We start from the raw sequence: 22,386 nt of genomic DNA on the forward strand, positions 1-22,386 counted from the left end.
AAGGCAGCTTTAAGCCCATCTTGACGGATTTCTGCATCGCGGCGAAAGTCAGCTGTATTGTGGGATATCCACTCGTGAGGCGATCAGATGATACTCGACTTATTTGCGACAACCTTTGTGGCAGGGCTTTTGTATGTCTTCATTCCGGGGCCAGCGACGCTAGCGGCTCTGAGCCTTTCCGCAGGTCCTGGACGCATGGCTTGCGCGGTTTTCTTGTCATGTCATTTGCTTGGTGATCTGGCTTGGACGATACTCGCAATCTCGGCGATCATCGGCGTTTCACAGGCTGGACCTTTGCTCTTCGATGTATTGGGACTCGCCTGCGGGGCCTATCTCATCTGGCTTGGCGTCAAGGCGCTTCGCGGTCACGGCGCGAACGGAGCCGCCATTGTAGATGTGCCCTGGAAATCAGGACTCATCTTTGGATTCACAAACCCCAAAGCGTATCCGTTCGCACTGGCGATGTTTGCGGCCGTTTTTGCAAGGTTCGAAGACGCTATGGCCTTCCAGAATGTGGTCCCTCTCGTGCTTGCTGCATTCCTTGGATACTGCGCGGCGACTGTGGGCGTCGTGTTTTGGACGGGTCTGCCCGTTACACGACGTTTTTTCGGGCGACACAGCCGTTTGATCACACGCGCAATCGGTGTGATTTTCATTGCAGCAGGCGCAAAGTCGGTAGGTGGGGCTTTGAGTAACATGCGACTGCGCGCTTAATGCATAGTCACTCCTGCAAGCTTCTGACCTCAGAGTAACGACATGACATCATATCTACCTTTGAAAAACGAAACCGTTTTGGTTACCGGCGCGACGGGCGGGATTGGTCGTGCAATCGTTCTTCGCGTTGCAGAACTGGGTGGTCATCCAATCCTCCACTACCGTAGCAATGAAGGTGACGCGCAAGCTCTCTTGGAGGCGATAGATGGCCATGGAACCCTGGTTAGGGCCGATCTGGCCGAAGAGCATGGCGCAAAAGATCTTTGGGAGGCTGCGGAAAACAGCGTCGGTCGCATCGGGTCGCTGGTGAATAACGCAGGTATCCGCGCGACAACGCGGATCGAAGATGATTTCGATGAGTGGTCGCAGGCTTGGGAGGCTGATTTACGGGTCAATCTTCGCGCGCCTGCTGATCTGTGCCGCATGGCCATCAAACACTTTCGCGCACATGACGGTGACGCATCATCAACATCGCCAGCCGCGCGGCGCCAAGGGGCTACACCGCCGATCACATGCCTTACGGTGCGTCCAAGGCAGGCCTGCTAAATTTGACCAAGACGATTGCTCGCTCGTTCGGCGGTGAGGGCATTATCGCGATCGGTATTGCGCCGGGCTTTGTACGAACCGAAATGGCTGAGGATTTCATTCGCGCCAAGGGCAAGGATGCCGCCGTTGGAGATATCCCGATCGGAGAAATGGTAGAACCTAGTGAAGTTGCAGAACTGGTATGCTTCGCCCTTCGGCCAGATCAAAGGTCACTCAGTGGTGCAACACTGGACATAAATGGTGCGAGCTATGTCAGATAACCGATAGCTGCCATTGAAGATGCTTGCGTGTGCGACCGCTAGGTCCGCACTCCCGTCGTTGCGGTATTATCTAACGAATGGCAAGCCTGCATTTGAAACGACGAAATACAATTGTAGCAAGCAACACTGATCGCCGACCGGTGGGGCGGGACGACAATCACACCAGCGCCTGCGGCTTGCTTCCGGTCTGTAGCAGCACGTACGTACCCACTCTGTACAAGTTCTGTACGCATTCCATATCGCGATTTCAGCCATCCGAGGTAATCACGCCATGTTCTGTCACGACCAGATCGAGCGGCTGATCTGTCGGCTCTAAAGGCAGATTTGGGTCCTCTTGCGCCGCATAGGCAAAGCCGATGGCCAGGGTCGGACGCGCCGCGCGCAGCTGCTGCAATGTCCGGTCATAAAACCCGCCGCCATAGCCCAGCCGGCCCCCGGACCGGTCAAAGGCAACCAGCGGCACGATGACGATTTCCGGGGTCATTTCGACGCCTGTCTCGGGGATCATGGCCCCGAATTCACCGGTGATCAGAGAGCATCCTGGTTCCCATGTCCGAAACGTCAAAGGCTGCCCCTTGCCCATGATCACAGGCACCCCGACAGGGCCGTGGGCGGCGGCTTCTTCCATGGCGGCGATCGGGTCGATCTCGGTCCGCATGGCCATGTAACCGCTTAGCGGCACACCGCGATAACCGGCCAGAACCTCGCTCAGATATCCTGAATTGCCGTGGCCCAAAGCATGCGCGTCTTTGCGTCTGGCAAAAGCGGCTTTGCGGGCGGCAGATTTATCCATCACAACAGCCAGACCGCTGCCAGCCCCAAAAAGGCAAAGAAACCAACAATATCCGTGACGGTCGTGACAAATGCACCCGAGGCCAGCGCCGGGTCCACGCCGGTCTTTTCCAGCAAAACCGGGATCACCGTGCCCGCCAACCCGGCCACAACCATGTTGATCACCATCGCCACTGCGATCACGACGCCCAACATGGGCGATCCAAACCAGACCAGCCCAACCGCGCCCATGACAACAGCAAAGATCAACCCGTTGATCAGACCCACCAGCACCTCGCGCCGGATCACGCGCCACATATTGGCCGTTGTCAAATCGCGGGTCGCCAAAGCGCGCACGGCCACCGTTAGCGATTGCGTGCCCGCATTACCGCCCATGGACGCCACAATGGGCATCAGAACCGCAAGCGCCACAAGCCCGGCGATGGTTTCCTCAAACAATGCGATGACCAGCGACGCCAAAATTGCCGTGATCAGGTTGACCGCGAGCCAGGGAAAGCGCCGTTTGGTCGTGTCGATCACCTTATCCGACAAACGCCCCTCGCCTACACCAGCCAAGCGCAAAATATCTTCCTCGGCCTCTTCTTCGAGAAAGACCATCGCGTCATCAATCGTGATCACCCCAACGACCCGGTCGTCATCATCAACCACGGGGGCGGTGATCATGTGATAGTGGTTGATCGCCTGCGCGACCTCTTCGACATCCTGTGCGACGTGAAAGGTGCGAAACGTCGGCTCGGTCAGCTCATTCAACGGCATATCACGCGGATGGCTGAGGATACGACCCAGGGTCACGTAACCCACCGCCTTCAGGCGCGGATCGACAAGGATGATGTGGTAAAACTGGTCGGGCAGCACCACGTCAGAGCGCAGATAGTCAATGGCATCGCCCACGGTCCAATGTTCCGGCGCGCGCACCAGTTCCGATTGCATATGGCGGCCGGCCGATTCCTCGGGATAGGTCAGCGCCTGTTCGACAACGACCCGGTCACCGGCATCAAGCGCCTCAAGCACGGCCTCTTGCTGGGGTTCATCAAGATATTCGACCAGATCGACAACATCGTCACTGTCCAGCTCGCGCACCGCCTCGGCCAGTTCTTCGGGGGCGAGCTGTTCGATAACCTCTTCGCGCAGGCTTTCGTCAAGCTCGGACAGCACATCGCCTTCCAGCCCGCCGGACCACAGCGACAGAACATCCGGGCGGTATTTACCATCGATCTGTTCGAGCAAATGGGCCACGTCCGCCGGATGCAGCGGATCAAGAAGCCGGTCCAGATTAGCGCTTGAACGCGCTTTGACGGCCTCAAGGACATCAGCAAGCAATCGGTCGGTGATACCAAACGCTTCTTCGGTGTTGTCTAATGTTTCTGCCATAATGCGCCCTCGCTTAATCGCAACATAATGGATCGGTGCGGTTCTACAACGCGCATTCACCGATTTACCCCACCATAAGGGCACCATATGGTAAGCGCATGACAAAACAGCTTCTTTTGGGCCAGACCCTTGGTTTTTCCGGCAATCCATTGACCACTGAATGGGCCGATGTGACAGAGCATGACAGTGCAGGCGGCGTGTTGATCGCGGACGGCCGGATTGCGGCCACTGGAAATGGTGCGGCCCTGCGTTCGGCCCATCCTGATGCAACCGTTACAGATTATGGGGACGCGCTGATCAGCCCGGGTTTTGTGGATGCCCATATGCATTATCCGCAAACCGGCATTATCGCCAGCTGGGGCAAGCAGCTGATTGACTGGCTGAACAGCTATACATTCCCAGAAGAGGCCCGCTTTGCCGATCAAGGCTATGCCCGCCAGATAGCGGGCCAGACATTGGACCTTGCCCTCGCCCATGGCACGACCACGCTGACCAGCTTTTGCACGATCCACCCGGGCAGTGTGACCGCTTTCTTTGAAGCCGCTGCCACCCGCAATATGGCCGTTATCGCAGGCAAGACCTGCATGGATCGCAATGCCCCTGATGATCTGCATGACACGGCGCAATCGGCCTATGATGACAGCAAGGCCTTGCTTGACGAATGGCATGGCAAGGGACGGGCAAACTATGCGATCACGCCGCGCTTTTCACCGACCTCAACACCTGCGCAGCTTGAGGCACTGGGGGCGCTTTGGGCCGAAAACCCCGGCATACTGATGCAAACCCATCTGAGCGAACAGCTGCCCGAAATCGCCTGGGTAAAAGAGCTGTTCCCCCAGTCCCGCGATTATCTGGATACTTATGAAGCCTTTGGTCTGCTTGGACCTGGCGGGCTTTATGGCCACGCGATCCATCTGGAACAGCGCGAGATTGACCGCCTGTCCGAAATTGATGCCAGTGTCGTGCATTGTCCGACCTCAAATACCTTTATCGGCTCGGGTCTGTTTGATCTGATGGGGCTGGCGCAGGCGGGTCTGCGCATTGGCCTGGCCACCGATACGGGCGGCGGGTCGTCCTTTTCCATGCTGCGCGTGATGGCTGCCGCTTATGAAATTGGCCAGTTGCGCGGGACTGCGCTGCACCCTGCCCAATTGATGTGGTTGGCCACGGAGGGATCGGCACAATCGCTGCATATGGGCGGACAAATCGGGCATCTGGGTGCCGGCGCCATGGCGGACATCACCGTGCTTGATCTGGCCTCTACCCCGGCGATTGCCCAGCGTCATGGGCTCGCCCGCGATATTTGGGACGCCCTGTTTCCAACGATCATGATGGGCGATGATCGCGCGATCAAAGATGTTTGGGTGGCTGGACAGCGCGTGGACGCTTAGCAGCCCCGCGACAGGACCAGCACCCAGGTATTACCGCTGCGCCCTAGCCCGTAGCCATCATATTGTGCGCCAAGCATATTGCGCCGGTGCCCTGACGAATCCTGCCAAGAGCTGAACACTTGTGCCTCGGATGTTTGTCCGCGCGCGATGTTTTCAGCCACGGCCCGATATTGGCAACCGGTGGCGGCAACCCGCGCCGCCATATCATTGCCGTTCGGACCACCCGGGGATTGATGCGAGAAGTAGCCGCGCTGGTTCATATCTTCGGCGTGCAATTGCGCGGCCTGGCGCAACAGGGCGTTCGGCTGCACCGCGCCCCGTCCTTGGGCGGCACGAAATGCGTTCAGATCAGCGCCAAAGCTGCCGGTCAGACCGACGGACGGGCTGCCGCCCCCTGATGTGACCTGTGTCGCACTGCCTGTCGATTGGCATGCCGTCAGCAGGCAAAGCCCTGCAGCGAGAAGAAAGCGTTTCATTGCGGCTCCGGTTATTACGTCTCAATCCGGGGTTATCAGCGCAATGGGTGATCATGAAGGCAGCTTTTGGGCGATTGGCGGCAGGCCGCGCCTTATTCGGCCAATCTTTGCGCAAGTGTGTTTTGCCGGGCAATCAGCTGGGCCGTATCGATGGTTGTCATCTGCCCGTCACGCACGATCTGTCGCCCTTCGACAATCAGGTCTCTGACCTTCAATGGCCCCGCCAGCAAGAGGGCAGCCGGATCCCATGACCCCGCATTTTCAATGGCTTGCGTATCCCACAGCGCGATATCAGCCCGTTTACCAACTGCGATCTGACCGCAATCATCGCGGCCCAACACCGCCGCGCCGCCGCGTGTTGCGATCTCAAGCGCTTCGCGGGCGGACATGGCATCGGCCCCGTTTTGCACCCGTTGCATCAGCATGGCCTGCCGTGCCTCGCCGACCAGATTACCCACATCATTCGAGGCAGAACCATCAACACCTAGCCCAACGGGAACCCCGGCATCGCGCATCGCGCGCACAGGCGCGATCCCCGATCCAAGTCTGCAATTGGAACAGGGGCAATGCGCCACGCCCGTATGGGTCCGGGCGAAAAGATCGATTTCCTGACCATCAAGTTTCACACAATGCGCGTGCCAGACGTCATCACCTGTCCAGCCCAGATCCTCGGCATATTGGCCGGGGCGGCAGCCGAACTTTTCCAATGAATATGCGATGTCTTCGTCATTTTCGGCCAGATGTGTATGCATCATCACCCCCTTATCGCGGGCCAAAACAGCCGCGTCGCGCATCAGATCCCGGCTGACCGAAAAGGGGCTACATGGTGCAACGCCAACGCGGACCATCGCACCGGGCGCAGGATTATGGAAAGTGTCAATCACCCGGATACTGTCGTTCAGGATCGCGGCTTCATCTTCAACCAGCGCATCTGGCGGCAGGCCGCCATCGCTTTCACCAATGCTCATCGCGCCGCGCGTGGCATGAAAGCGCAGCCCCACTTCGGATGCGGCCGCGATCGTGTCATCCAGACGGGCGCCGTTGGGATACAGATACAAATGATCCGAGGTCATCGTGCAGCCGGACAAAGCCAGCTCAACCAGACCAACCTGGGCTGAGACAAACATCTCTTCGGGCCCAAAAAGTGCCCAGATCGGGTAGAGCCGCTGCAACCACCCAAAAAGCAACGCATCCTGTGCCCCAGGCACAGCGCGGGTCAAGGTTTGATAAAGGTGATGATGGGTGTTGATCAGCCCCGGCGTGACCACCGTACGGCGCGCATCAATGATCGTGGCGTTGTCTGGTGCAAGGCCAGAGCCGATCTGCGCAATCACCCCGTCCTGCAAAAGCAGGTCGGTATCCTCAAGCTCGCGCCGGGTATCATCCATCGTCAGGATGTGACGGGCATTTTTGATCAGAATATTAACCATGCAGACTATCTTGCAGGATTTCCATCGCAGCGGCATGCAGCGCCGGCGTGGCCGCTGCGAGCGCCCGGCCGCCGTTATGCACGGGACCGCCTTGCCAATCGGTGACGATCCCACCTGCCGCAGTGATCACCGCAATCGGGGCTTGGATATCGTAGGCATTCAGGCCCGCCTCGATCACCAGATCGACCTGACCAGCGGCGAGCAGCGCATAACCGTAGCAGTCCATGCCATAGCGGGTCAGTTTTGCTTGGGATGCGACGGCGTGAAAAGCACGCCCTTCAGCCTTGCTGCCAACTTCAGGAAAGGTGGTCAAAACCGTCGCATCAGCCAGGTCGCGCCCGCTGCGGCAGGCCAAATCGCGGGTCCCTTGTGGGCCTGTGACAGTTGCCTGGCCAAACCCACCGGCAAAACGTTCTGAAATGTAAGGTTGATCAATGATCCCGTATTTTGGCCCGGTCTTGTCAGCGACCGAGATCAGGACACCCCAAGTCGGCGTGCCGCTGATATACCCCCGGGTGCCATCGATGGGATCCAGCACCCAAGTCAAACCCGTTGTGCCGGGCTTATGGCCGTATTCTTCGCCCAATATCGCGTCATCTGGACGCTCGCGGGCCAAAACAGTGCGCATGGCCTGTTCGGCCGCACGATCAGCGACCGTGACCGGATCAAATGCCCCATCGCCCTTGTCATCTGCGACAAGGGCTGGCGCACGAAAATGCATGAGTGTTTCAGGCCTGGCTGCATCAGCCAGAAGATGGGCCACCCGGATCAACTCTGCCTGGCCCGTCGCATCGATCATCATGTGCAAATCCCAATCTGCGCCGCATTCACATTCTGCGGTAACGCGGTGCAGTCAGGCGGGTCAAGGCCGGATCAGGCGGCCTCGCTCAATACGCGGGCAAGGTCAAAAAGGCGGCGACGCTGATTTTCAGGGATCGCATAATAGGACCGGAGCAGTTCCAGCGCCTCTTTATCGGTCAGGATGTCGCCCGGCATGTCGCCCTGAGCGCTATCAGCCGAAGGTTGAGCATCCAAACCTTCAAAGAAGAAGGATACAGGCACCTGCAGCACGTTTGCGATGTCCCAAAGACGGGATGCGCTGACGCGGTTCATGCCTGTTTCGTATTTTTGAATCTGCTGAAATTTGATCCCAACATTTTCAGCCAGCTGTTGCTGCGTCGTTCCATTCATCCAACGGCGATGGCGAATACGCTTGCCTACATGGACGTCTACCGGATGTTTCATTTTCTTTTCCTCAGTTTCAAAGTCCACAGCAGATCATCTGCTGGGTCTCATAGCAGTTCTGACCACTTGCTTCTGAAAAGACCAAGTGTTGTCCCGCCAGAGGTGCATGACACTGATCGCACATAACACGCAACGGTTGCAGTCGCAGACCTGACCTTTAAGACAGGTTCTGATGCCGGATTTTTCACAAAACGACCAAAAGAACGGCATTTTTGCCCTATCGGATCATGTCACGATAAAGGTTAATAAAGTCATACTATAAAGGAATCGTGTAAAATGCGTGCATTTCAGGTCACCGACTTCAACGCGCCCCCTAACCTTGCGCGTGTAGAGCTGCCCACACCCAAAACCGGCGAAGTTTTGCTTGAAATTGCCGCATGCGGGCTGAATTTCGCCGATCTTTTGATGGCCGATGGGACATATCAAGACACCCCCGCGCCGCCGTTCACCCTGGGGATGGAGGTCTGCGGCACCGTCATCGCCCATGGCCCGGATGTGACTGCCCCCGCCATCGGCACCCGTGTTGCCGTCTTTGGCGGTCAGGGCGGGATGGCCGACAAGGGGGTTTTTCCAGCCGCGCTTTGCAGGCCTGTCCCAGATCAAATGCCTGCCGAAACGGCCGCCGGTTTCATGGTCGCCTATGGAACATCGCATTTGGCGTTGACCCGCCGCGCGCAACTTAAAGCAGGCGAAACGCTTCTTGTTTTGGGGGCTGCTGGCGGCGTTGGATTGACCGCTGTTGAGATCGGCAAAGCCATGGGTGCCACTGTCATCGCCGTCGCCCGCGGCGCCGATAAGCTGGCCGTTGCACGGGCCGCAGGCGCAGATCATCTGATCGACAGTCACACCGAGGATGTCAAAGCCGCCGTCAAAGCACTGGGCGGTGCGGATGTGGTCTATGACCCCGTTGGCGGCGCATTGTTCAAAGCAGCGCTTGGCGCTTGCAATCGCGAAGCCCGCATCATTGTGATTGGCTTTGCCAGCGGCGATATCCCCCAGATCCCGGCCAATATCGTCTTGGTGAAGAACATCACCGTGATCGGGTTTTATTGGGGCGGCTATCTGGGTTTTAACCGCAAAGCGCTGACCGACAGCCTGGCCGAGCTGATGGCATGGTATGCAGCGGGACGATTGAAGCCGCATATCAGCCATGTGATCCCGCTTGAAAATGCCGCCGATGCGCTTGCGCTGATGCGCACCCGTCAATCGACGGGCAAAGTGGTCATTACGCCGTAACCGGCGCCTTCAAGGCATGAAACCCATCGCGAATGAAGCGTGACAGATCGGACACAACCGGGCCATCATCAAGATTAGCTTGATAAATATTCACGCTCATGCGGCGAAGTTCTGGCAGATTGCCGCCATGGGCAATCTGTTCGAAATGTCGCGGCTCGGTACCCTCAAGCATCGTGTGAACAGCCAAATCCGCGCTGACGGTCGCCTCAATCGTGCGCGTGGAATCGCTTTCAACGGCCATTTCCCAAGGCACACCGGCCTCATCCAGTCGCCGTTGGACGAATTGACGAAAAATGCAACGCTGCTCATAAGCCAGACGCAAAGGGCGCTGTTTCCAGGCTTGCCCATCAGGTGCACCGACCCAGACGAGCGGGATCTCGGCGATCGTCTCGCCGCCGACACCAACACGATCTTCTGTCGTTAGGATCACATCAATTTCGCCGCGATTGAATTCCTCAATCAGTTTGCGCGTAAATGACGACACAAGATGAACACGCATCCGTGGATAGGCGGCCGCAAAGCGGCGCAGCACCTGCGGAATAACCGGATAAACAATGTCATGAGGCACACCCAGCGTGACCTCGCCCTCAAATTCGCGGGCGGTCAGCTTGCCATAGATTTCGTCATTTAAGATCAGCATCCGGCGCGCATAGCTGAGCAGCTGCTCACCCTGCGAAGTCAGCGCAATGGTCCGCGCGGACCGATCCAGCAATACCGCATTCAGCGATTCCTCCAGCCGTTTGAGCTGCATGGAAACCGCTGATTGGGTCAGGTTCAGCAAACCTGCCGCCTTTGTCACGCCGCCGGTATCGGCCACGGCAACAAAAGACCGCAGAGCTGTCATGTCGAGATTTCTAGCCATCACAATCCTTGATGTTTCACTTTCCAAACATTCATTTTCATAATGATATACATCCCCCTACATATCAAGCATCAAAATGAATCAACGCGAATACATCACGAAAGGATATGAAATGACCATTTCAGTCAGCCACGCGCAAACATCATGCCTTGCGCCTCGCGCAGATCACCCGACCCTGTTGCAGCGGATCGCCAACATGGCCTCAGTTTACCGGCAGCGCAAAGCCCTGCGCAGCTTGGAGCCTCATCTGCTTGCAGATATCGGGATCACGCAAACCGAGGCCGCCCAAGAAAGCGCAAAACCGGTTTGGAATGTGCCTGCACATTGGTCGCATTAAGCGGCCAATCGTGCAGCCTGCGACAATCCCGCCCGAAACAATTGGAAAACCCCGATTTTCGCGATCACGCACTTGAAAATCCGGCCATACCTGCCAATATCAGCCACTAAGGATGCCGTTTTGCGGCGCCGCTGTTTTAACTGGAGGTTTCAATGGCTCAATATGAGGCAATAAGAACGGTCGGCGGGGTCCGCACGGCCGAAATCGACGAAGGGCTTCGCGCCCACATGAACAAAGTCTACGGCACAATGTCTGTAGGTATGTTCATTACATTCGCTGCGGCTTGGGCGATTTCCGGGTTGGCCGTCAGCAATGGCCAGATTACCGCACTGGGTGAGGCAATTTATTTCTCGCCGTTGAGATGGGTGATCATGTTCGCGCCTTTGGCGTTTGTGTTTGGCCTGTCGGCAATGATCAACCGCATGTCTGCGGCAACGGCGCAGTTTGTGTTCTACTCATTTGCAGCCGTCATGGGGCTTTCGCTTAGCTCGATCTTCCTGATCTACACCGGCGTGTCGATTATTCAGGTCTTCCTGATCACATCGATTGCCTTCGCTGGCCTGTCGATTTGGGGCTACACAACCAAGAAAGACATCTCAGGTTGGGGTTCATTCCTGATCATGGGCGTGATCGGTCTGATCGTGGCATCAATCGTTAACCTGTTCATGCAGTCCGAAGCAATCATGTATGCGATTTCGATGATTGGTGTTCTGATCTTTGCTGGCCTGACAGCGTATGACACGCAAAAGATCAAGACTGACTACATTGCGCATGCGGCGCATGGCGATAGCGAATGGCTTGGGAAGGCCGCGATTATGGGTGCGTTGAACCTGTATCTGGACTTCATCAACATGTTCATCTTTCTGCTGCAACTGTTCGGCAGCCGCGAATAATAATTTCGCACAGAAAATCTGATTGGGCCCCATGCAACGATATTGCATGGGGTTCTTTTTTTGCCCGGTACGGTTATCAATTGCCCTGATGCGTGGCTTTCAATTTAATTATTGAACAATGTTCAATTTATTGATAACTTGGGTCAAGAGGAGAAGATCATCTTGACTGTTCTGGACAGCGCCACAGCCCCGCTCACAACGCTTGAACGCCCGGACCTGAAACATATTCCAGGGCCCAGGACACTGCCGTTCATCGGTAAGACAATCAGTTTCGCGCTTGACCCTTACGGCACTTATTTTGATCAAGTCGCACGCTTTGGTGATGTCTTTCGTATGACCGTGTTCGGGGAAACCTGGGCCGTTTTGGCAGGCCCTGATGCGCTTGCACATGTCTACCTGAACCGCGAAAACATCTTTTCGGCGCAGAACGGGTTGAAAGCCTTTGCGCCCATTTTTTCGGGCGGCCTGTTACATCGGGACGACCTTGATCATCGGGCCCATCGCCGTGTGATGCAGGCGGCATTTCGGGCCCCTGCCCTTCGCAATTATCTGGACCTGATGAATGGCGAAATCACCCGCCGGCTGGACGCATGGCCCATCAATGAAAAGATGAAATTCGGCCCCAGCGTCAAAGAACTGACACTCCGCCTTGGCGCACATGTTTTCATGGGCGTCACCGATGAGGCAGAGGTGGCACAGATCAATGCGCTTTTTGTCAAAGAGGTCGCGGCAACAAGCGCTGTGATCCGCAGACCGCTGCCATTTACAAAAATGGGGCGCGGTGTCGCCGCACGCGCAGCGCTAGCCGATCACTTCCGCCGCCTGATTGCCAAACGCAAGGCAACCGGGGGCGATGATTTCTTTTCGCAGCTTTGCATCGCCGAAGATGAAGAAGGGAAAGTTTGGTCAGATCAAGATATCGTTGATCACTTTAATTTCTTGCTAGTTGCCGCCCACGACGCTGTCACCGGTGGATTGACGGCGATGATCTGGGCATTGGCACAGGATGCCGAACTGCAAGAGCGCCTGCATGCTGAAATCGGCCAACTGCCCGAAGGGCCATTGCAATATGATCGTCTTGACCAGCTGGATCTGACCGATCGGATTTACCGCGAAGCTTTGCGCCGCTTCACCCCATCTGCTTTCACCGCACGCGCCGTGATGGCCGATACCAAATGGCAAGGGCACCATCTGCCGCGTGGGACGAATGTGGTGATTTGCCCGGGTCCGGTGATGATGACACCAGAGATCTTTCCGGACCCGCAACGCTTTGACCCGGGCCGCTACACGCCCGAACGCGCCGAAGATCGCCGCCACAAATTTGCATGGTCACCGTTCGGCGGCGGGGCTCATAAATGTATCGGGCTGCATTTTGCATCGATTCAGGTAAAGGCCTTCATGGTCCAATTGATCCAGCGTTACAGGATCGAAATGGCCCCAACCGACCTGCCCAAATGGCGCCATATCCCAACCCCTGTCCCGACAAACGGCTTGCCTGTCACACTGCGCTTGCGCCAAGCTGCCGCACAGAAACAATAACCGGATCACACCGATGCATGGATTGAAAACCGTGATACCGGCGCATTTTATCGGAGCCTTTTCGTGACCATTCCCACCCATGTTCAAGCGATGCTCGCGCGGATACGCGAAAAATTCACGCCCGAAAAACTACGGGCGCAAATGGCGGCACGCGACGCGCCATTTCGCACGCTTCGCCCTGTGCGCCATGCCTCGGAACAAACCGTGCTGCGCTATTGGAAGCGCCTGATCGGCCCGGCAACAACGGCTGATCGCGACTTAATTGCGGACCCGGCCAGCCTTGCCGCGGCCGAAAGCTATTCGGGCAATATTGAAAACTACATCGGCACGGTAAAAGTGCCGGTGGGCGTGATCGGTCCGCTGCGGGTGAACGGGATCAATGCCGCACGCGACTACCATATCCCCCTTGCCACGACCGAAGCGGCGCTGGTGGCATCTTATGGGCGCGGCGCATTTGCAGCGACCAAGGCCGGTGGCATCAGCACCGCCGTATTATACGAGGGGGTCATACGCACCCCCGCCTTCACCTTTGAGAACATCCTGAATGCCGGGCTGTTTGTCGAATGGGTGGTGCAGAATATTGATCGCTTGCGCGCTGCCGCCGAAAGCACCACCCGGCATGGCAAACTGGTCTCAGTCGAACCTGTGATCGACAATGACGTCGTGTTCTTGATCTGCCGCTACACAACAGGGGATGCATCGGGGCAGAACATGGTGACGATCGCAACCCATGCGCTGTGCGAAAAGATCGCGGCAGATTGCAGCGTGCCGATCGGGCGCTGGTATATTGAGGGAAATTTCTCTGGCGACAAAAAAGCCTCTGCGCTTGGCCTGATGACAGGCCGGGGGCGCAAGGTCAGCGCATCTGTCGTGCTGCCAGCCAAGGTGATCGAAACCGTGCTTGGCACAACGGCGCAAGACATGCTTGCCTATGGGCGGATCGCCGATCTGGGGTCTAAACTTTCGGGGCAAATGGGGGCACAAGCCCATTATGCCAACGGTTTGGCAGCGCTCTATATCGCAACCGGCCAAGATGCGGCTTGCGTTGCGGAAAGTGCCATGGGCTTTACGCGGATGGAAGCACGAGGCGACGATCTTTTCTGTTCCGTCACGATGCCGAATATCCTGGTCGGTTCGGTCGGCGGGGGCACAAATCTGGCCAGCCAAGGCGCCGGTTTGAACATTCTGGGGCTCAAAGGGGCAGGCAATGGCGCCGCACTGGCCGAGGTGACAGCTGCCTTGTGCCTTTGCGGTGAGATTTCCATCGTGGCGGCCATCGCAGCGGGTGACTTTACCCGGGCGCATGAAAATCTGGCGCGGCTCAGATGACACTCGCCCAGCGTCTTTGGATCTATCAATCCGAACGGTTCCCTTTGGCGAAAACACTACCGCTGCTGGCCTGTTTTTCCGCCGCTTCAATCACGATCTCCGCTGTGCTTGCAAATCGTCCCTTGCCCGGCCTTGCCGCTTATGGCGTCGGGTTCCTACTTGTCTTCATCCTGTTCTTCCAGCTGCGTGTCGCCGATGAAATAAAAGACGCCGAGGATGACGCCAAATATCGCCCCGAGCGGCCCATACCACGCGGATTGGTCACGTTAAGACTGATCGTCTGGCTGGGGATCGGAACCATCCCAATTGGGGTCTTGTTGGCCTTGGCGCACGGTGCGGGCCTGATATGGCTGCTGCTGCTGACCTGGGGCTGGCTGGCGGCAATGAGCTTTGAATTCGGTGTACCAAAATGGCTCAAGGCGCGCCCGACGCTTTATCTTTTGTCGCATATGGCGATCATGCCACTGATCGACCTGTTGCTGACCGGGATCGAGTGGTTGCCGCATGGCGCCGCCGCGCCTGGCCTGTGGCTTTTCATTGCGCTTTCATTCGCCAACGGATGTGTGCTGGAAATTGGGCGCAAGCTTTGGGCGCCTGAGAATGAGCGTGTCGGCGTTCAGACATATTCTGGTCTATGGGGGCCACGACGGGCGGCGCATGTCTGGCTTGTTTTCGTGGGCATTGCTGCGCTGCTTTTGGTTGGTGTTGGCGTTGCGACAGGGTTCGCCCTGGCCTTCAGCCTGATCGCGGCTGTTGGTTTTGCCATTTGCCTGCGGGCGGCGCGGGGCTATGCAAATGCCCCTAGCCCGGCGGCGGAAAAACAGATCGATACACTTGCGGGCCTGTGGGTGTTTGGATGTTATGCGACGGCTGGCTTTCTCCCCCTCGCCCTAGGAGCGTTATCATGATCCTGTTCGACAATACCGATCCCGCGAAGGCTGGCGGTAAGGGCGCGTCGCTTGCCAAACTGGCCGCGCAGGGTTTCAACCCACCTGCGTTTTTCGTGATCAAGGCGGACGCAATTGTTGATGGAACGCCGAAACGCGGGCTGAAAAGCGCCGTTGCCAAAGCGCTCAAAACCATCGGACCGGGGCCCTATGCTGTGCGCTCATCAGGGCAGGCAGAGGATGGCACCGATCACAGCCATGCCGGTCAATTTGATACGTTTCTTAATATCAAAGTGGGCGATGTTGTTGATATGGCCGCCAAGGTCTGGGCGTCGGGCTTTGGCGAAACGGTGGCCACCTACCGCGCGATGAAAACCGGCGGTCAGGCCGCAGCCCCGGCCATTGTTGTCCAGCGGATGATCGATGCGCGCATCTCGGGTGTGGCCTTCAGCGCAGATCCCGTCAGCGGGCGGCGTGACTGTGTGGTAATCTCAGCCGTTGAGGGGCTTGGCGATGCGCTGGTCAGCGGTGAGGTTGACGGGCAAAGCTGGGTTGTCGCCGATACGATCACCGGGCCGGACGATCCGATTTTGTCGGCTGATGACATTCAAAACATTGCGGCATTGGCCCGAAAAGCTGAAGCCGCTTTTGGCGCGCCGCAAGATATTGAGTGGGCCATTGACGCAGGCGGGCTGCACATCCTGCAATCCCGCCCGATTACAACTGCACTCAAGGCCACTGCAACGCCCGATGAAACGCTGACGATTTTTGACAATTCAAACATCGTCGAAAGCTATCCGGGCCTGGTGTCGCCCCTGACATATAGCTTTGCGGTCCATGTCTATAACCGGGTCTATCAGTCCTTTGTCCGGCTGCTTGGGGTCAGAGAAACGACAATCGCTGACAATGCCGCTGTCTTCCGGAATATGCTGGGCCGCGTGGATGGGCGGGTCTACTATAATCTGGTGAACTGGTACCGGGCACTGGCGCTTCTGCCGGGGTTTTCGCTGAACCGCGCCTATATGGAAACCATGATGGGTGTGGACACCCCCATGCCTAAGGAAGTGACCAACTCCATTGGCCCGCCCCCGGCCACAGGCATCAGGAAAGTCCTGGAATACGGCAAGCTCGCCCGTGTCGCTCTGCGGCTTGTTTTTGAAGCCACGCGCCTGCCCCGCACCCGCCGGCAGTTTCATAAACGCCTGAATGCGGCCTTGGACAGTGATCTTGATTTGAACACGGCCAACCCCACCCAGCTCGCCGCCGAATACCGGCGCATCGAAAGCACATTGCTTGATCGCTGGGATGCCCCGTTGGTCAACGATTTTTTGTGCATGATTGCCTTTGGCGCATCGCGGAACCTGCTTGAAAAATGGCTGGGGGACAGCGGGCTGATCTTGCACAACGATGTCATGATCGGACAAGGCGATATCGTATCTGCCGAACCCGCGCAGCGGATCGCAAAAATGGGCCAGATCGTCGCGGCACATGACATCCCGGACGACCAGATTGAGACACACCCAGCCCTGCAGGACGAATGGTCTGCCTATCTGGCAAAATTCGGCGATCGTTGCACCGAAGAGCTCAAGCTGGAATCCATTCCGTTGACCGAGGATGCATCGCAGCTGCGTGCCGCGATTGCAGCCAGTGCAAAACGTCCACCTGCCACACATCAGGCCGCATCAGAACCCGATTGGGGCGCAATTTTTCAAGGACAACCGATCAAGGCCCGGTTGGCAAAATGGGTCGTGACATGGACCAAAGCCCGGGTGCGTGATCGCGAAAACCTGCGCTTCGAACGCACCCGGTTGTTTGGCCGGGCGCGCCAGGTCTTTCTGGCCTTGGGCCGCGAATTCGCCGCCCGCGATCTGATCGATACGCCCCGGGATATCTTTTATCTGACCGTGACCGAAATCATGGGCGCGGTTGAGGGGTTTGGCCTGTCTCCAAACCTGCGCGGCATCGCCCAGATGCGCAAGGCCGAGGATACCGCATCAACGCATCGACCAGACCCACCAGAACGGATCGAACTGCGCGGCCCCGCAATCGTGCCGCATACGGCGCAGCATGTGATGGCACCTACCGAAGAAACCGGTGATACGCGCAGTGCGACGGGCTGTTCAGCGGGGCAGATCACAGCCAAAGCCCGCGTCATACGCGACCCGCGCACCCAAAGCCTGACCCCCGGCGATATCCTTGTCGCTCGCCATACCGACCCTGGTTGGATCGCTGTCTTTTCAAACGCCAGCGCCATTGTGGTTGAACGCGGCTCGCTGTTGTCCCATTCCGCGATTGTGGCGCGCGAACTGGGTATACCTTGCGTCGTGGGCTTGAAGGGCGCCACGCAATGGGTCAACGACGGGGATGTACTAGAGGTCGATGGCGCGACAGGGATGGTTCGGAAACATGACGCAGGGCTCTGAAATCGCGGGTAAAGCCAGCTTTGAACATATCCGCTATGCGCAGCTATGGGAGGATGCAGATGTGCTCTGCGCGGCCCTGCCGCAAGAGCCCGGCAAAACGCTGGTGTCAATTTGCGCCGCAGGCGACAACGCGCTGGCAATGCTGACGCTTGATCCGGCGCGGGTTGTTGTTGTGGACTTATCCCGGGCACAAATCGCCTGTCTGCACCTGCGGGTCGGGGCATATCGCAGTTTATCACACCCCGAATTCCTTGAGCTGATGGGATCGCGCCCAAGCGATCAACGCGGCGCATTGCTTGACCGCGCCATCGCAGATTTGGATGAAGAAACCCGCGCATTCTGGCAGGCCCGCCGCGCAGATGTCATCACATATGGAGCGGGCGGCGTTGGCAAGTTCGAACGGTATTTCCGCATTTTCCGCACCAAATTGCTGCCATTCGTGCATTCAAAGAAGACCATTGATGATATCTTCGTGCCCCGCAGCAAGGCAGAGCGGCAGGTATTCTTGGACACGCGCTTTAACACCTGGCGTTGGCGGCTTTTACTTAACCTATTCTTTTCACGGCGCGTCATGGGGCGGATGGGACGGGATAAGGCGTTTTTTGATCATGTCGAAGGCTCGGTCGCGCAGCATGTGGCCCGGCGCATCAAACATGCGGCAGTTGATTGTGACCCATCCCAGAACCCCTATCTGCATTGGATCATGACAGGCACACATAACGACGCGCTGCCAATGCCGTGGCGGGCCGAACATTATGAGACAATCCGTAACCGCCTCGACCGGCTCGATATTCGGCACGGCGCGCTTGAAGCATTTATCGATGATGGCGACAAAGCAGACGGCTTTAACCTGTCGGACATTTTCGAATACATGTCGCCCGATATTTTCAGCAAAGTATACGGGCAAATCCTGTCGGCGGCGCAGCCAAAAGCGCGGCTTGTCTATTGGAACATGATGGCGCCCCGGCGGGTCCCCCCTGCCTTTGACGGGTCAATCACAACATGCACGGATCAGGAAAACCGCCTGAAAGCGGAAGACAAAGCGTTTTTCTATTCCGATTTTGTGATTGAGGAATTCCAGGGATGAGCGCGGCTTTGCAAATCGCGATTGCGTTTGCATCCATCGCTGTGCTTCTGGGGCTGATGGCCCTGGTCAAGGGCCTTGCGCGGGCCAAGGATATCTCGGCCGAGGTGCAGCGCAAGCTGGTCCATATGGGCACCGGGCTATACGCGTTAACGCTGCCCTGGCTTTTTGCAGATAGGTGGCCAGTCTTTATGCTGGTTGGGCTGACACTGCTGGTGATGGCGGTCTTGCGGCTTCCAGCCATGGCCAAGGGCGGTATCGGCGAAACGCTGCACGGGGTTGAACGTCAGTCTTATGGCGATATCCTCTTGGCTTTGGCGGTCGGGACGGTGTTTTTATTGGCAGATGGCAACGCTCTTTTGTATGTCTTGCCGATTGCGACGCTCACCCTGGCAGATGCGGCCGCCGCGCTTACGGGCAGCCATTACGGGCGCAAGTTCTTCACGGTTGAGGACGGACAAAAATCGGTCGAGGGATCGACGGCCTTTTTCATGGTCACGCTAGTTCTGTCGATGATCTGTCTGCTGCTTCTCTCGGACGTATCGCGGCCCAATGTGATCTTGCTTGGGGCTATGGTGGCGGCATTCGGCACGCTTGTCGAAGCCGATAGCTGGCGAGGCTTTGACAATTTCTTCCTACCAACCGGCCTGATGGTGTTTCTGGCCATGCATATGGACAGCTCATGGCAAGAACTGCTGGGCTTGATTGGTATGTTCGTTATGACACTCGCATTGTTCTTGCGGCTGGCGCCGCGGCTGGGCGTGACGAAACATGCCGCACGCGTCTATACGATCGCCGCCTTCCTGCTGATATCAGTGACAGCGTTGCAAAATACAGTTTTGCCGCTTCTGGTGTTCGTCATTCACGCCATCGCGCACCGCACGAACCCCTGTAAGGCAGCCTACCCGGCGCTTGATATTGTGGCCGCCATCGCATTGGCCAGCTTTGGATGGTTGGCCGCCGGATTGGTGGCAGAGGCAAACGCCCTGATGTTTTACGGGTTGATGTCTGTCGGCCTTTCGGTCGGCTTGTTCGGGGTGGCGTTGGGCAAGTCTACACTTGGCATCCGCATCGGGGCCGCAACAGCGTTAGGGATCGGACTATACGGCCTTTATAGCATTTTGATGCAGTACAATCCCGCCTTTGTGAAATGGCCGGGCGATATGCGCCTGACCGGAATTTTGGTGATCGGCCTGGTCGTGACTGCCGTGTCGTTCAAACCGGGTGCGTTTAACACATATCGGGCGGCAAAACTGACACTTCTTGCACTGGTCGTACCAGGGCTAAGCTATGGCATGGGGGTGATACAATCATGACAACAGAGCAGATCAAGACAGGCGATGGACAGGTCACGGTTTGGCTTGATGGGCCTGCATGGGACGATCATGCAAAAACCGCAACAATCGGCAAATGCAAATTCAACTCGGCCGAAGCAGGTACACGGCTTCTGGATAAAGCGGCAGCCCTTGCCAAATCGCACGGTGCAACAGCGCTTATCGGCCCGATGGAGGGCGACACCTGGCATAGCTACCGCCTGATATCAGAGCGCGGGACAGTGCCCCCATTCCTGATGGAACCGGGCAGCGCAGATCACGACAAAGCCGCGTTTCTAGATGCCGGTTTCAACGTAATCGCATCCTATTTTTCGGCCTCGGCCGCACTTTCAGACCTGCCAGGACCCAAACCGCAAGACACCGACATATTCAGTATTGAAACTTGGGACGGCACCGATCCCGATGGGCTATTTACACAGGTACACGCGCTCTCTTGCGAAGCGTTTGCCAAAAACCCATTCTACAAACCGATATCGCTTGATGATTTTCTGGCGATGTACCGCCCTGTTGTATCGCTTCTGAAACAAGAACTGATCTTGTTCGCCCGTGACAGCAAAGGGGATTTGGTTGGCTTTCTCTTTGGCATTCCGAATTACGCCGAAGGGCCGGCGCCTGCCTCGGTGATCCTGAAAACCTATGCATCCCTGCAAAAAGGGGCCGGGCACTGGCTGTCCTACCAGTTCTACGTCAATGCCAAGGCGATGGGGTTTGAAACGGCTATCCACGCGTTGATGCATGATGACAATCTTTCGGCGGTGCGATCAGGACTAAACGGTGCGGATGTTTTCCGCCGCTATTCTTTGATGGGGCGCAGCCTGTGACAACATTGACCGCCGCCTTTGCGCAGGCTGCAGCCAAATACCATGACCGCACCGCATTGATTGACGCGGATGGGACAGCCTACCGCTTTGCGCAGCTGCAGGGACGCGCAGATGCCTATGCGGCGGCTTGGCATAACAAAGGCGTCCGGCCCGGTGACAGGGTATTGCTGGCAATGGGTATAGGGGTTGATCTTTATGCTTCACTGGCCGCGCTTTGGTCGCTGGGGGCAAGTGTTGTGTTGCCCGAACCGGCAATGGGCCTAGCAGGCGTCAAAACCGCCATCGCGGCCACACAGCCCAAATTTCTTTGCGCGGCAGGGCCTTATCGGTGGATCAAATTGTTGCTGCCGGGCCTCTGGCGCACGAAGCTGCTGACGCCCGGGCAATCCGGCACGGGCGATGTGCCGATGCCCGTGACAGAACCCGATAGCATTGCCCTGATCTCATTCACATCCGGCACCACTGGCACACCTAAGGCGATCCCCAGAAGCCATGCCTTTCTGATGGCCCAATGGAAAGCTGTTGCGCCTCTTTTGCAAAGCGACCGGGATGAGACCGACCTTGTGACATTCCCGGTCTTTGTGCTGATCAATCTCGCCGAGGGACGCATGTCGGTCCTCCCAAATTGGAACATGTCCAAACTGGGCGCCGTCGCGCCGCAAGCGCTTGTTGATTGGATATCACAAAACAACTGCACACGCGCATTGCTGCCTCCGGTGCTTTGCGAAAAACTGTTAGAGGCGCGGCATACCGGAACACTACGGCATATTTTGACGGGGGGCGGTCCTGTCTTCCCGGACATCGTGCAGGGCTTGCAAAAGACCACACAAGGATTGTCCGTGACAACCGTATACGGATCAACCGAGGCCGAACCGATTGCCCATGCCCATCACACGGAACAGGGACATGGCCTGTACGTGGGACACCCGGTTGACGCTGTGCAGCTGCGGATTGTTGATGACGAAATCCAGGTCGCCGGGGATCATGTCAACAGCGGTTATCTTGATCCGGCGCGCGATGCGGAAACAAAAATCCGCGACGGCGACACAATATGGCACCGCACCGGCGATGCAGGCCGCTTGGACGAAGACGGGCAGCTTTGGCTGCTTGGCCGGATCGGCGAACAGGTGCGCACGGAAAATGGCGTGCAATATCCTTTCGCCGTTGAAACCACCGCCCGCTTGTGGCCGGGCGTGATCCGCGCCGCCCTGATAGAATTGAATGACCGCGCGACCCTGATTGTCGAAGGAGACGCCAGCCAATGCGTCAGATGGCAGACCGCCGCGCAAGATCTCGGCATCAGCGACGTCAGGCATATCGCGGCGATCCCGCGCGACAAACGCCACCACTCCAAAATCGACCGTAACGCGTTACGCGCATTGCTAAAGTAGCACCAAGGCGCTTTGGGGCGCGTGC

22 protein-coding genes are annotated in these 22,386 nt (G+C 57.4%); 15 read left to right on the forward strand and 7 right to left on the reverse strand.

The genetic code is table 11. The features are described 5' to 3' along the window. Positions 1-87 precede the first annotated feature (87 nt). From AABB29_RS00635 to AABB29_RS00645, 3 genes are read left to right on the forward strand one after another with little or no spacing between them, the layout of a single operon-like run. The gene (locus AABB29_RS00635) at positions 88-714 is read left to right on the forward strand and encodes a LysE family translocator (RefSeq protein ID WP_341368781.1); all 627 of its coding nucleotides are present in this window, start codon (positions 88-90) and stop codon (positions 712-714) included. Positions 715-756: 42 nt separating this feature from the next. Next, positions 757-1,260, forward strand: a complete 504-nt coding sequence (locus tag AABB29_RS00640) for an SDR family NAD(P)-dependent oxidoreductase (RefSeq protein ID WP_341368780.1) — start codon at positions 757-759, stop codon at positions 1,258-1,260. Beyond that, complete coding sequence (locus tag AABB29_RS00645) at positions 1,227-1,520, forward strand: SDR family oxidoreductase (RefSeq protein WP_341368779.1); 294 nt, start codon at positions 1,227-1,229, stop codon at positions 1,518-1,520. Before AABB29_RS00640 ends, AABB29_RS00645 begins: the two co-directional genes overlap by 34 nt. 247 nt (positions 1,521-1,767) lie before the next feature. Here AABB29_RS00645 and AABB29_RS00650 read toward each other — a convergent pair whose 3' ends face one another. Further along, entirely contained in the window at positions 1,768-2,313 is a 546-nt protein-coding gene (locus tag AABB29_RS00650; protein WP_341368778.1) for a 5-formyltetrahydrofolate cyclo-ligase, read from the reverse strand. After that, on the reverse strand, positions 2,313-3,683 hold the full coding sequence (gene mgtE / locus AABB29_RS00655; RefSeq protein ID WP_341368777.1) for a magnesium transporter: 1,371 nt from the start codon (positions 3,681-3,683) through the stop codon (positions 2,313-2,315). Before mgtE ends, AABB29_RS00650 begins: the two co-directional genes overlap by 1 nt. Positions 3,684-3,781: 98 nt before the next feature. On the opposite strand from mgtE, the gene guaD reads away from it, so the two are divergent. After that, a complete protein-coding gene (gene guaD / locus AABB29_RS00660; RefSeq protein WP_341368776.1) occupies positions 3,782-5,074 on the forward strand; it encodes a guanine deaminase in 1,293 nt (430 codons plus the stop codon). On the opposite strand, the gene AABB29_RS00665 is transcribed toward guaD, so the two are convergent. The 4 genes from AABB29_RS00665 to AABB29_RS00680 all read right to left on the reverse strand — a co-directional run bounded on the left by AABB29_RS00665 (position 5,071) and on the right by AABB29_RS00680 (position 8,225). Further along, positions 5,071-5,550 (reverse strand): CAP domain-containing protein, encoded by a 480-nt coding sequence (locus AABB29_RS00665; protein WP_341368775.1) that lies wholly within the window; start codon positions 5,548-5,550, stop codon positions 5,071-5,073. The genes guaD and AABB29_RS00665 overlap by 4 nt on opposite strands. A gap of 92 nt (positions 5,551-5,642) precedes the next feature. After that, a complete protein-coding gene (locus tag AABB29_RS00670; RefSeq protein WP_341368774.1) occupies positions 5,643-6,980 on the reverse strand; it encodes an 8-oxoguanine deaminase in 1,338 nt (445 codons plus the stop codon). Continuing rightward, positions 6,973-7,782: an inositol monophosphatase family protein gene (locus AABB29_RS00675; protein WP_373636715.1), complete on the reverse strand. Its 810-nt coding sequence runs from the start codon at positions 7,780-7,782 to the stop codon at positions 6,973-6,975. The genes AABB29_RS00670 and AABB29_RS00675 overlap by 8 nt, the downstream gene beginning before the upstream one ends. 71 nt (positions 7,783-7,853) lie before the next feature. Further along, positions 7,854-8,225 carry a helix-turn-helix transcriptional regulator gene (locus AABB29_RS00680; RefSeq protein ID WP_341368773.1) on the reverse strand — a complete coding sequence of 124 codons (372 nt, stop codon included), beginning with the start codon at positions 8,223-8,225 and terminating at the stop codon, positions 7,854-7,856. Positions 8,226-8,501: 276 nt separating this feature from the next. On the opposite strand from AABB29_RS00680, the gene AABB29_RS00685 reads away from it, so the two are divergent. Beyond that, entirely contained in the window at positions 8,502-9,461 is a 960-nt protein-coding gene (locus AABB29_RS00685; protein WP_341368772.1) for an NADPH:quinone oxidoreductase family protein, read from the forward strand. Here AABB29_RS00685 and AABB29_RS00690 read toward each other — a convergent pair. After that, positions 9,451-10,323, reverse strand: a complete 873-nt coding sequence (locus AABB29_RS00690) for a LysR family transcriptional regulator (protein ID WP_341368771.1) — start codon at positions 10,321-10,323, stop codon at positions 9,451-9,453. The two genes, AABB29_RS00685 and AABB29_RS00690, sit on opposite strands and share 11 nt — an antisense overlap. A 112-nt stretch (positions 10,324-10,435) precedes the next feature. On the opposite strand from AABB29_RS00690, the gene AABB29_RS00695 reads away from it, so the two are divergent. From AABB29_RS00695 to AABB29_RS00740, 10 genes are all read left to right on the forward strand, one after another. Further along, positions 10,436-10,660 (forward strand): DUF1127 domain-containing protein, encoded by a 225-nt coding sequence (locus AABB29_RS00695; protein ID WP_341368770.1) that lies wholly within the window; start codon positions 10,436-10,438, stop codon positions 10,658-10,660. A 152-nt stretch (positions 10,661-10,812) separates the two neighbouring features. Further along, positions 10,813-11,553 (forward strand): Bax inhibitor-1/YccA family protein, encoded by a 741-nt coding sequence (locus AABB29_RS00700; protein ID WP_341368769.1) that lies wholly within the window; start codon positions 10,813-10,815, stop codon positions 11,551-11,553. Between the two features lie 162 nt (positions 11,554-11,715). Then, a complete protein-coding gene (locus tag AABB29_RS00705) occupies positions 11,716-13,092 on the forward strand; it encodes a cytochrome P450 (RefSeq protein WP_341368768.1) in 1,377 nt (458 codons plus the stop codon). A 63-nt stretch (positions 13,093-13,155) separates the two neighbouring features. Next, entirely contained in the window at positions 13,156-14,421 is a 1,266-nt protein-coding gene (locus AABB29_RS00710; protein ID WP_341368767.1) for a hydroxymethylglutaryl-CoA reductase, read from the forward strand. Further along, entirely contained in the window at positions 14,418-15,329 is a 912-nt protein-coding gene (locus AABB29_RS00715; protein WP_341368766.1) for a UbiA family prenyltransferase, read from the forward strand. The genes AABB29_RS00710 and AABB29_RS00715 overlap by 4 nt, the downstream gene beginning before the upstream one ends. Beyond that, a complete protein-coding gene (locus AABB29_RS00720) occupies positions 15,326-17,731 on the forward strand; it encodes a PEP/pyruvate-binding domain-containing protein (protein WP_341368765.1) in 2,406 nt (801 codons plus the stop codon). Before AABB29_RS00715 ends, AABB29_RS00720 begins: the two co-directional genes overlap by 4 nt. Continuing rightward, on the forward strand, positions 17,715-18,818 hold the full coding sequence (locus tag AABB29_RS00725) for a DUF3419 family protein (RefSeq protein WP_373636716.1): 1,104 nt from the start codon (positions 17,715-17,717) through the stop codon (positions 18,816-18,818). Before AABB29_RS00720 ends, AABB29_RS00725 begins: the two co-directional genes overlap by 17 nt. Then, the gene (locus AABB29_RS00730) at positions 18,815-20,131 is read left to right on the forward strand and encodes a hypothetical protein (protein WP_341368763.1); all 1,317 of its coding nucleotides are present in this window, start codon (positions 18,815-18,817) and stop codon (positions 20,129-20,131) included. The genes AABB29_RS00725 and AABB29_RS00730 overlap by 4 nt, the downstream gene beginning before the upstream one ends. After that, positions 20,128-20,970, forward strand: a complete 843-nt coding sequence (locus AABB29_RS00735; protein WP_341368762.1) for a hypothetical protein — start codon at positions 20,128-20,130, stop codon at positions 20,968-20,970. The genes AABB29_RS00730 and AABB29_RS00735 overlap by 4 nt, the downstream gene beginning before the upstream one ends. Beyond that, complete coding sequence (locus AABB29_RS00740; RefSeq protein WP_341368761.1) at positions 20,967-22,361, forward strand: AMP-binding protein; 1,395 nt, start codon at positions 20,967-20,969, stop codon at positions 22,359-22,361. The genes AABB29_RS00735 and AABB29_RS00740 overlap by 4 nt, the downstream gene beginning before the upstream one ends. Positions 22,362-22,386: the final 25 nt, after the last annotated feature.

Source organism: Yoonia sp. BS5-3 (genome assembly GCF_038069655.2).
GTDB lineage: Bacteria > Pseudomonadota > Alphaproteobacteria > Rhodobacterales > Rhodobacteraceae > Yoonia > Yoonia phaeophyticola.

Coding starts and splice junctions, on each gene's coding strand:
- AABB29_RS00635 (WP_341368781.1), top strand. CDS start 88: ATGATACTCGACTTATTTGCGACAACCTTTGTGGCAGGGCTTTTGTAT.
- AABB29_RS00640 (WP_341368780.1), top strand. CDS start 757: ATGACATCATATCTACCTTTGAAAAACGAAACCGTTTTGGTTACCGGC.
- AABB29_RS00645 (WP_341368779.1), top strand. CDS start 1,227: ATGCCTTACGGTGCGTCCAAGGCAGGCCTGCTAAATTTGACCAAGACG.
- AABB29_RS00650 (WP_341368778.1), bottom strand. CDS start 2,313: ATGGATAAATCTGCCGCCCGCAAAGCCGCTTTTGCCAGACGCAAAGAC.
- mgtE (WP_341368777.1), bottom strand. CDS start 3,683: ATGGCAGAAACATTAGACAACACCGAAGAAGCGTTTGGTATCACCGAC.
- guaD (WP_341368776.1), top strand. CDS start 3,782: ATGACAAAACAGCTTCTTTTGGGCCAGACCCTTGGTTTTTCCGGCAAT.
- AABB29_RS00665 (WP_341368775.1), bottom strand. CDS start 5,550: ATGAAACGCTTTCTTCTCGCTGCAGGGCTTTGCCTGCTGACGGCATGC.
- AABB29_RS00670 (WP_341368774.1), bottom strand. CDS start 6,980: ATGGTTAATATTCTGATCAAAAATGCCCGTCACATCCTGACGATGGAT.
- AABB29_RS00675 (WP_373636715.1), bottom strand. CDS start 7,782: ATGATGATCGATGCGACGGGCCAGGCAGAGTTGATCCGGGTGGCCCAT.
- AABB29_RS00680 (WP_341368773.1), bottom strand. CDS start 8,225: ATGAAACATCCGGTAGACGTCCATGTAGGCAAGCGTATTCGCCATCGC.
- AABB29_RS00685 (WP_341368772.1), top strand. CDS start 8,502: ATGCGTGCATTTCAGGTCACCGACTTCAACGCGCCCCCTAACCTTGCG.
- AABB29_RS00690 (WP_341368771.1), bottom strand. CDS start 10,323: ATGGCTAGAAATCTCGACATGACAGCTCTGCGGTCTTTTGTTGCCGTG.
- AABB29_RS00695 (WP_341368770.1), top strand. CDS start 10,436: ATGACCATTTCAGTCAGCCACGCGCAAACATCATGCCTTGCGCCTCGC.
- AABB29_RS00700 (WP_341368769.1), top strand. CDS start 10,813: ATGGCTCAATATGAGGCAATAAGAACGGTCGGCGGGGTCCGCACGGCC.
- AABB29_RS00715 (WP_341368766.1), top strand. CDS start 14,418: ATGACACTCGCCCAGCGTCTTTGGATCTATCAATCCGAACGGTTCCCT.
- AABB29_RS00720 (WP_341368765.1), top strand. CDS start 15,326: ATGATCCTGTTCGACAATACCGATCCCGCGAAGGCTGGCGGTAAGGGC.
- AABB29_RS00725 (WP_373636716.1), top strand. CDS start 17,715: ATGACGCAGGGCTCTGAAATCGCGGGTAAAGCCAGCTTTGAACATATC.
- AABB29_RS00730 (WP_341368763.1), top strand. CDS start 18,815: ATGAGCGCGGCTTTGCAAATCGCGATTGCGTTTGCATCCATCGCTGTG.
- AABB29_RS00735 (WP_341368762.1), top strand. CDS start 20,128: ATGACAACAGAGCAGATCAAGACAGGCGATGGACAGGTCACGGTTTGG.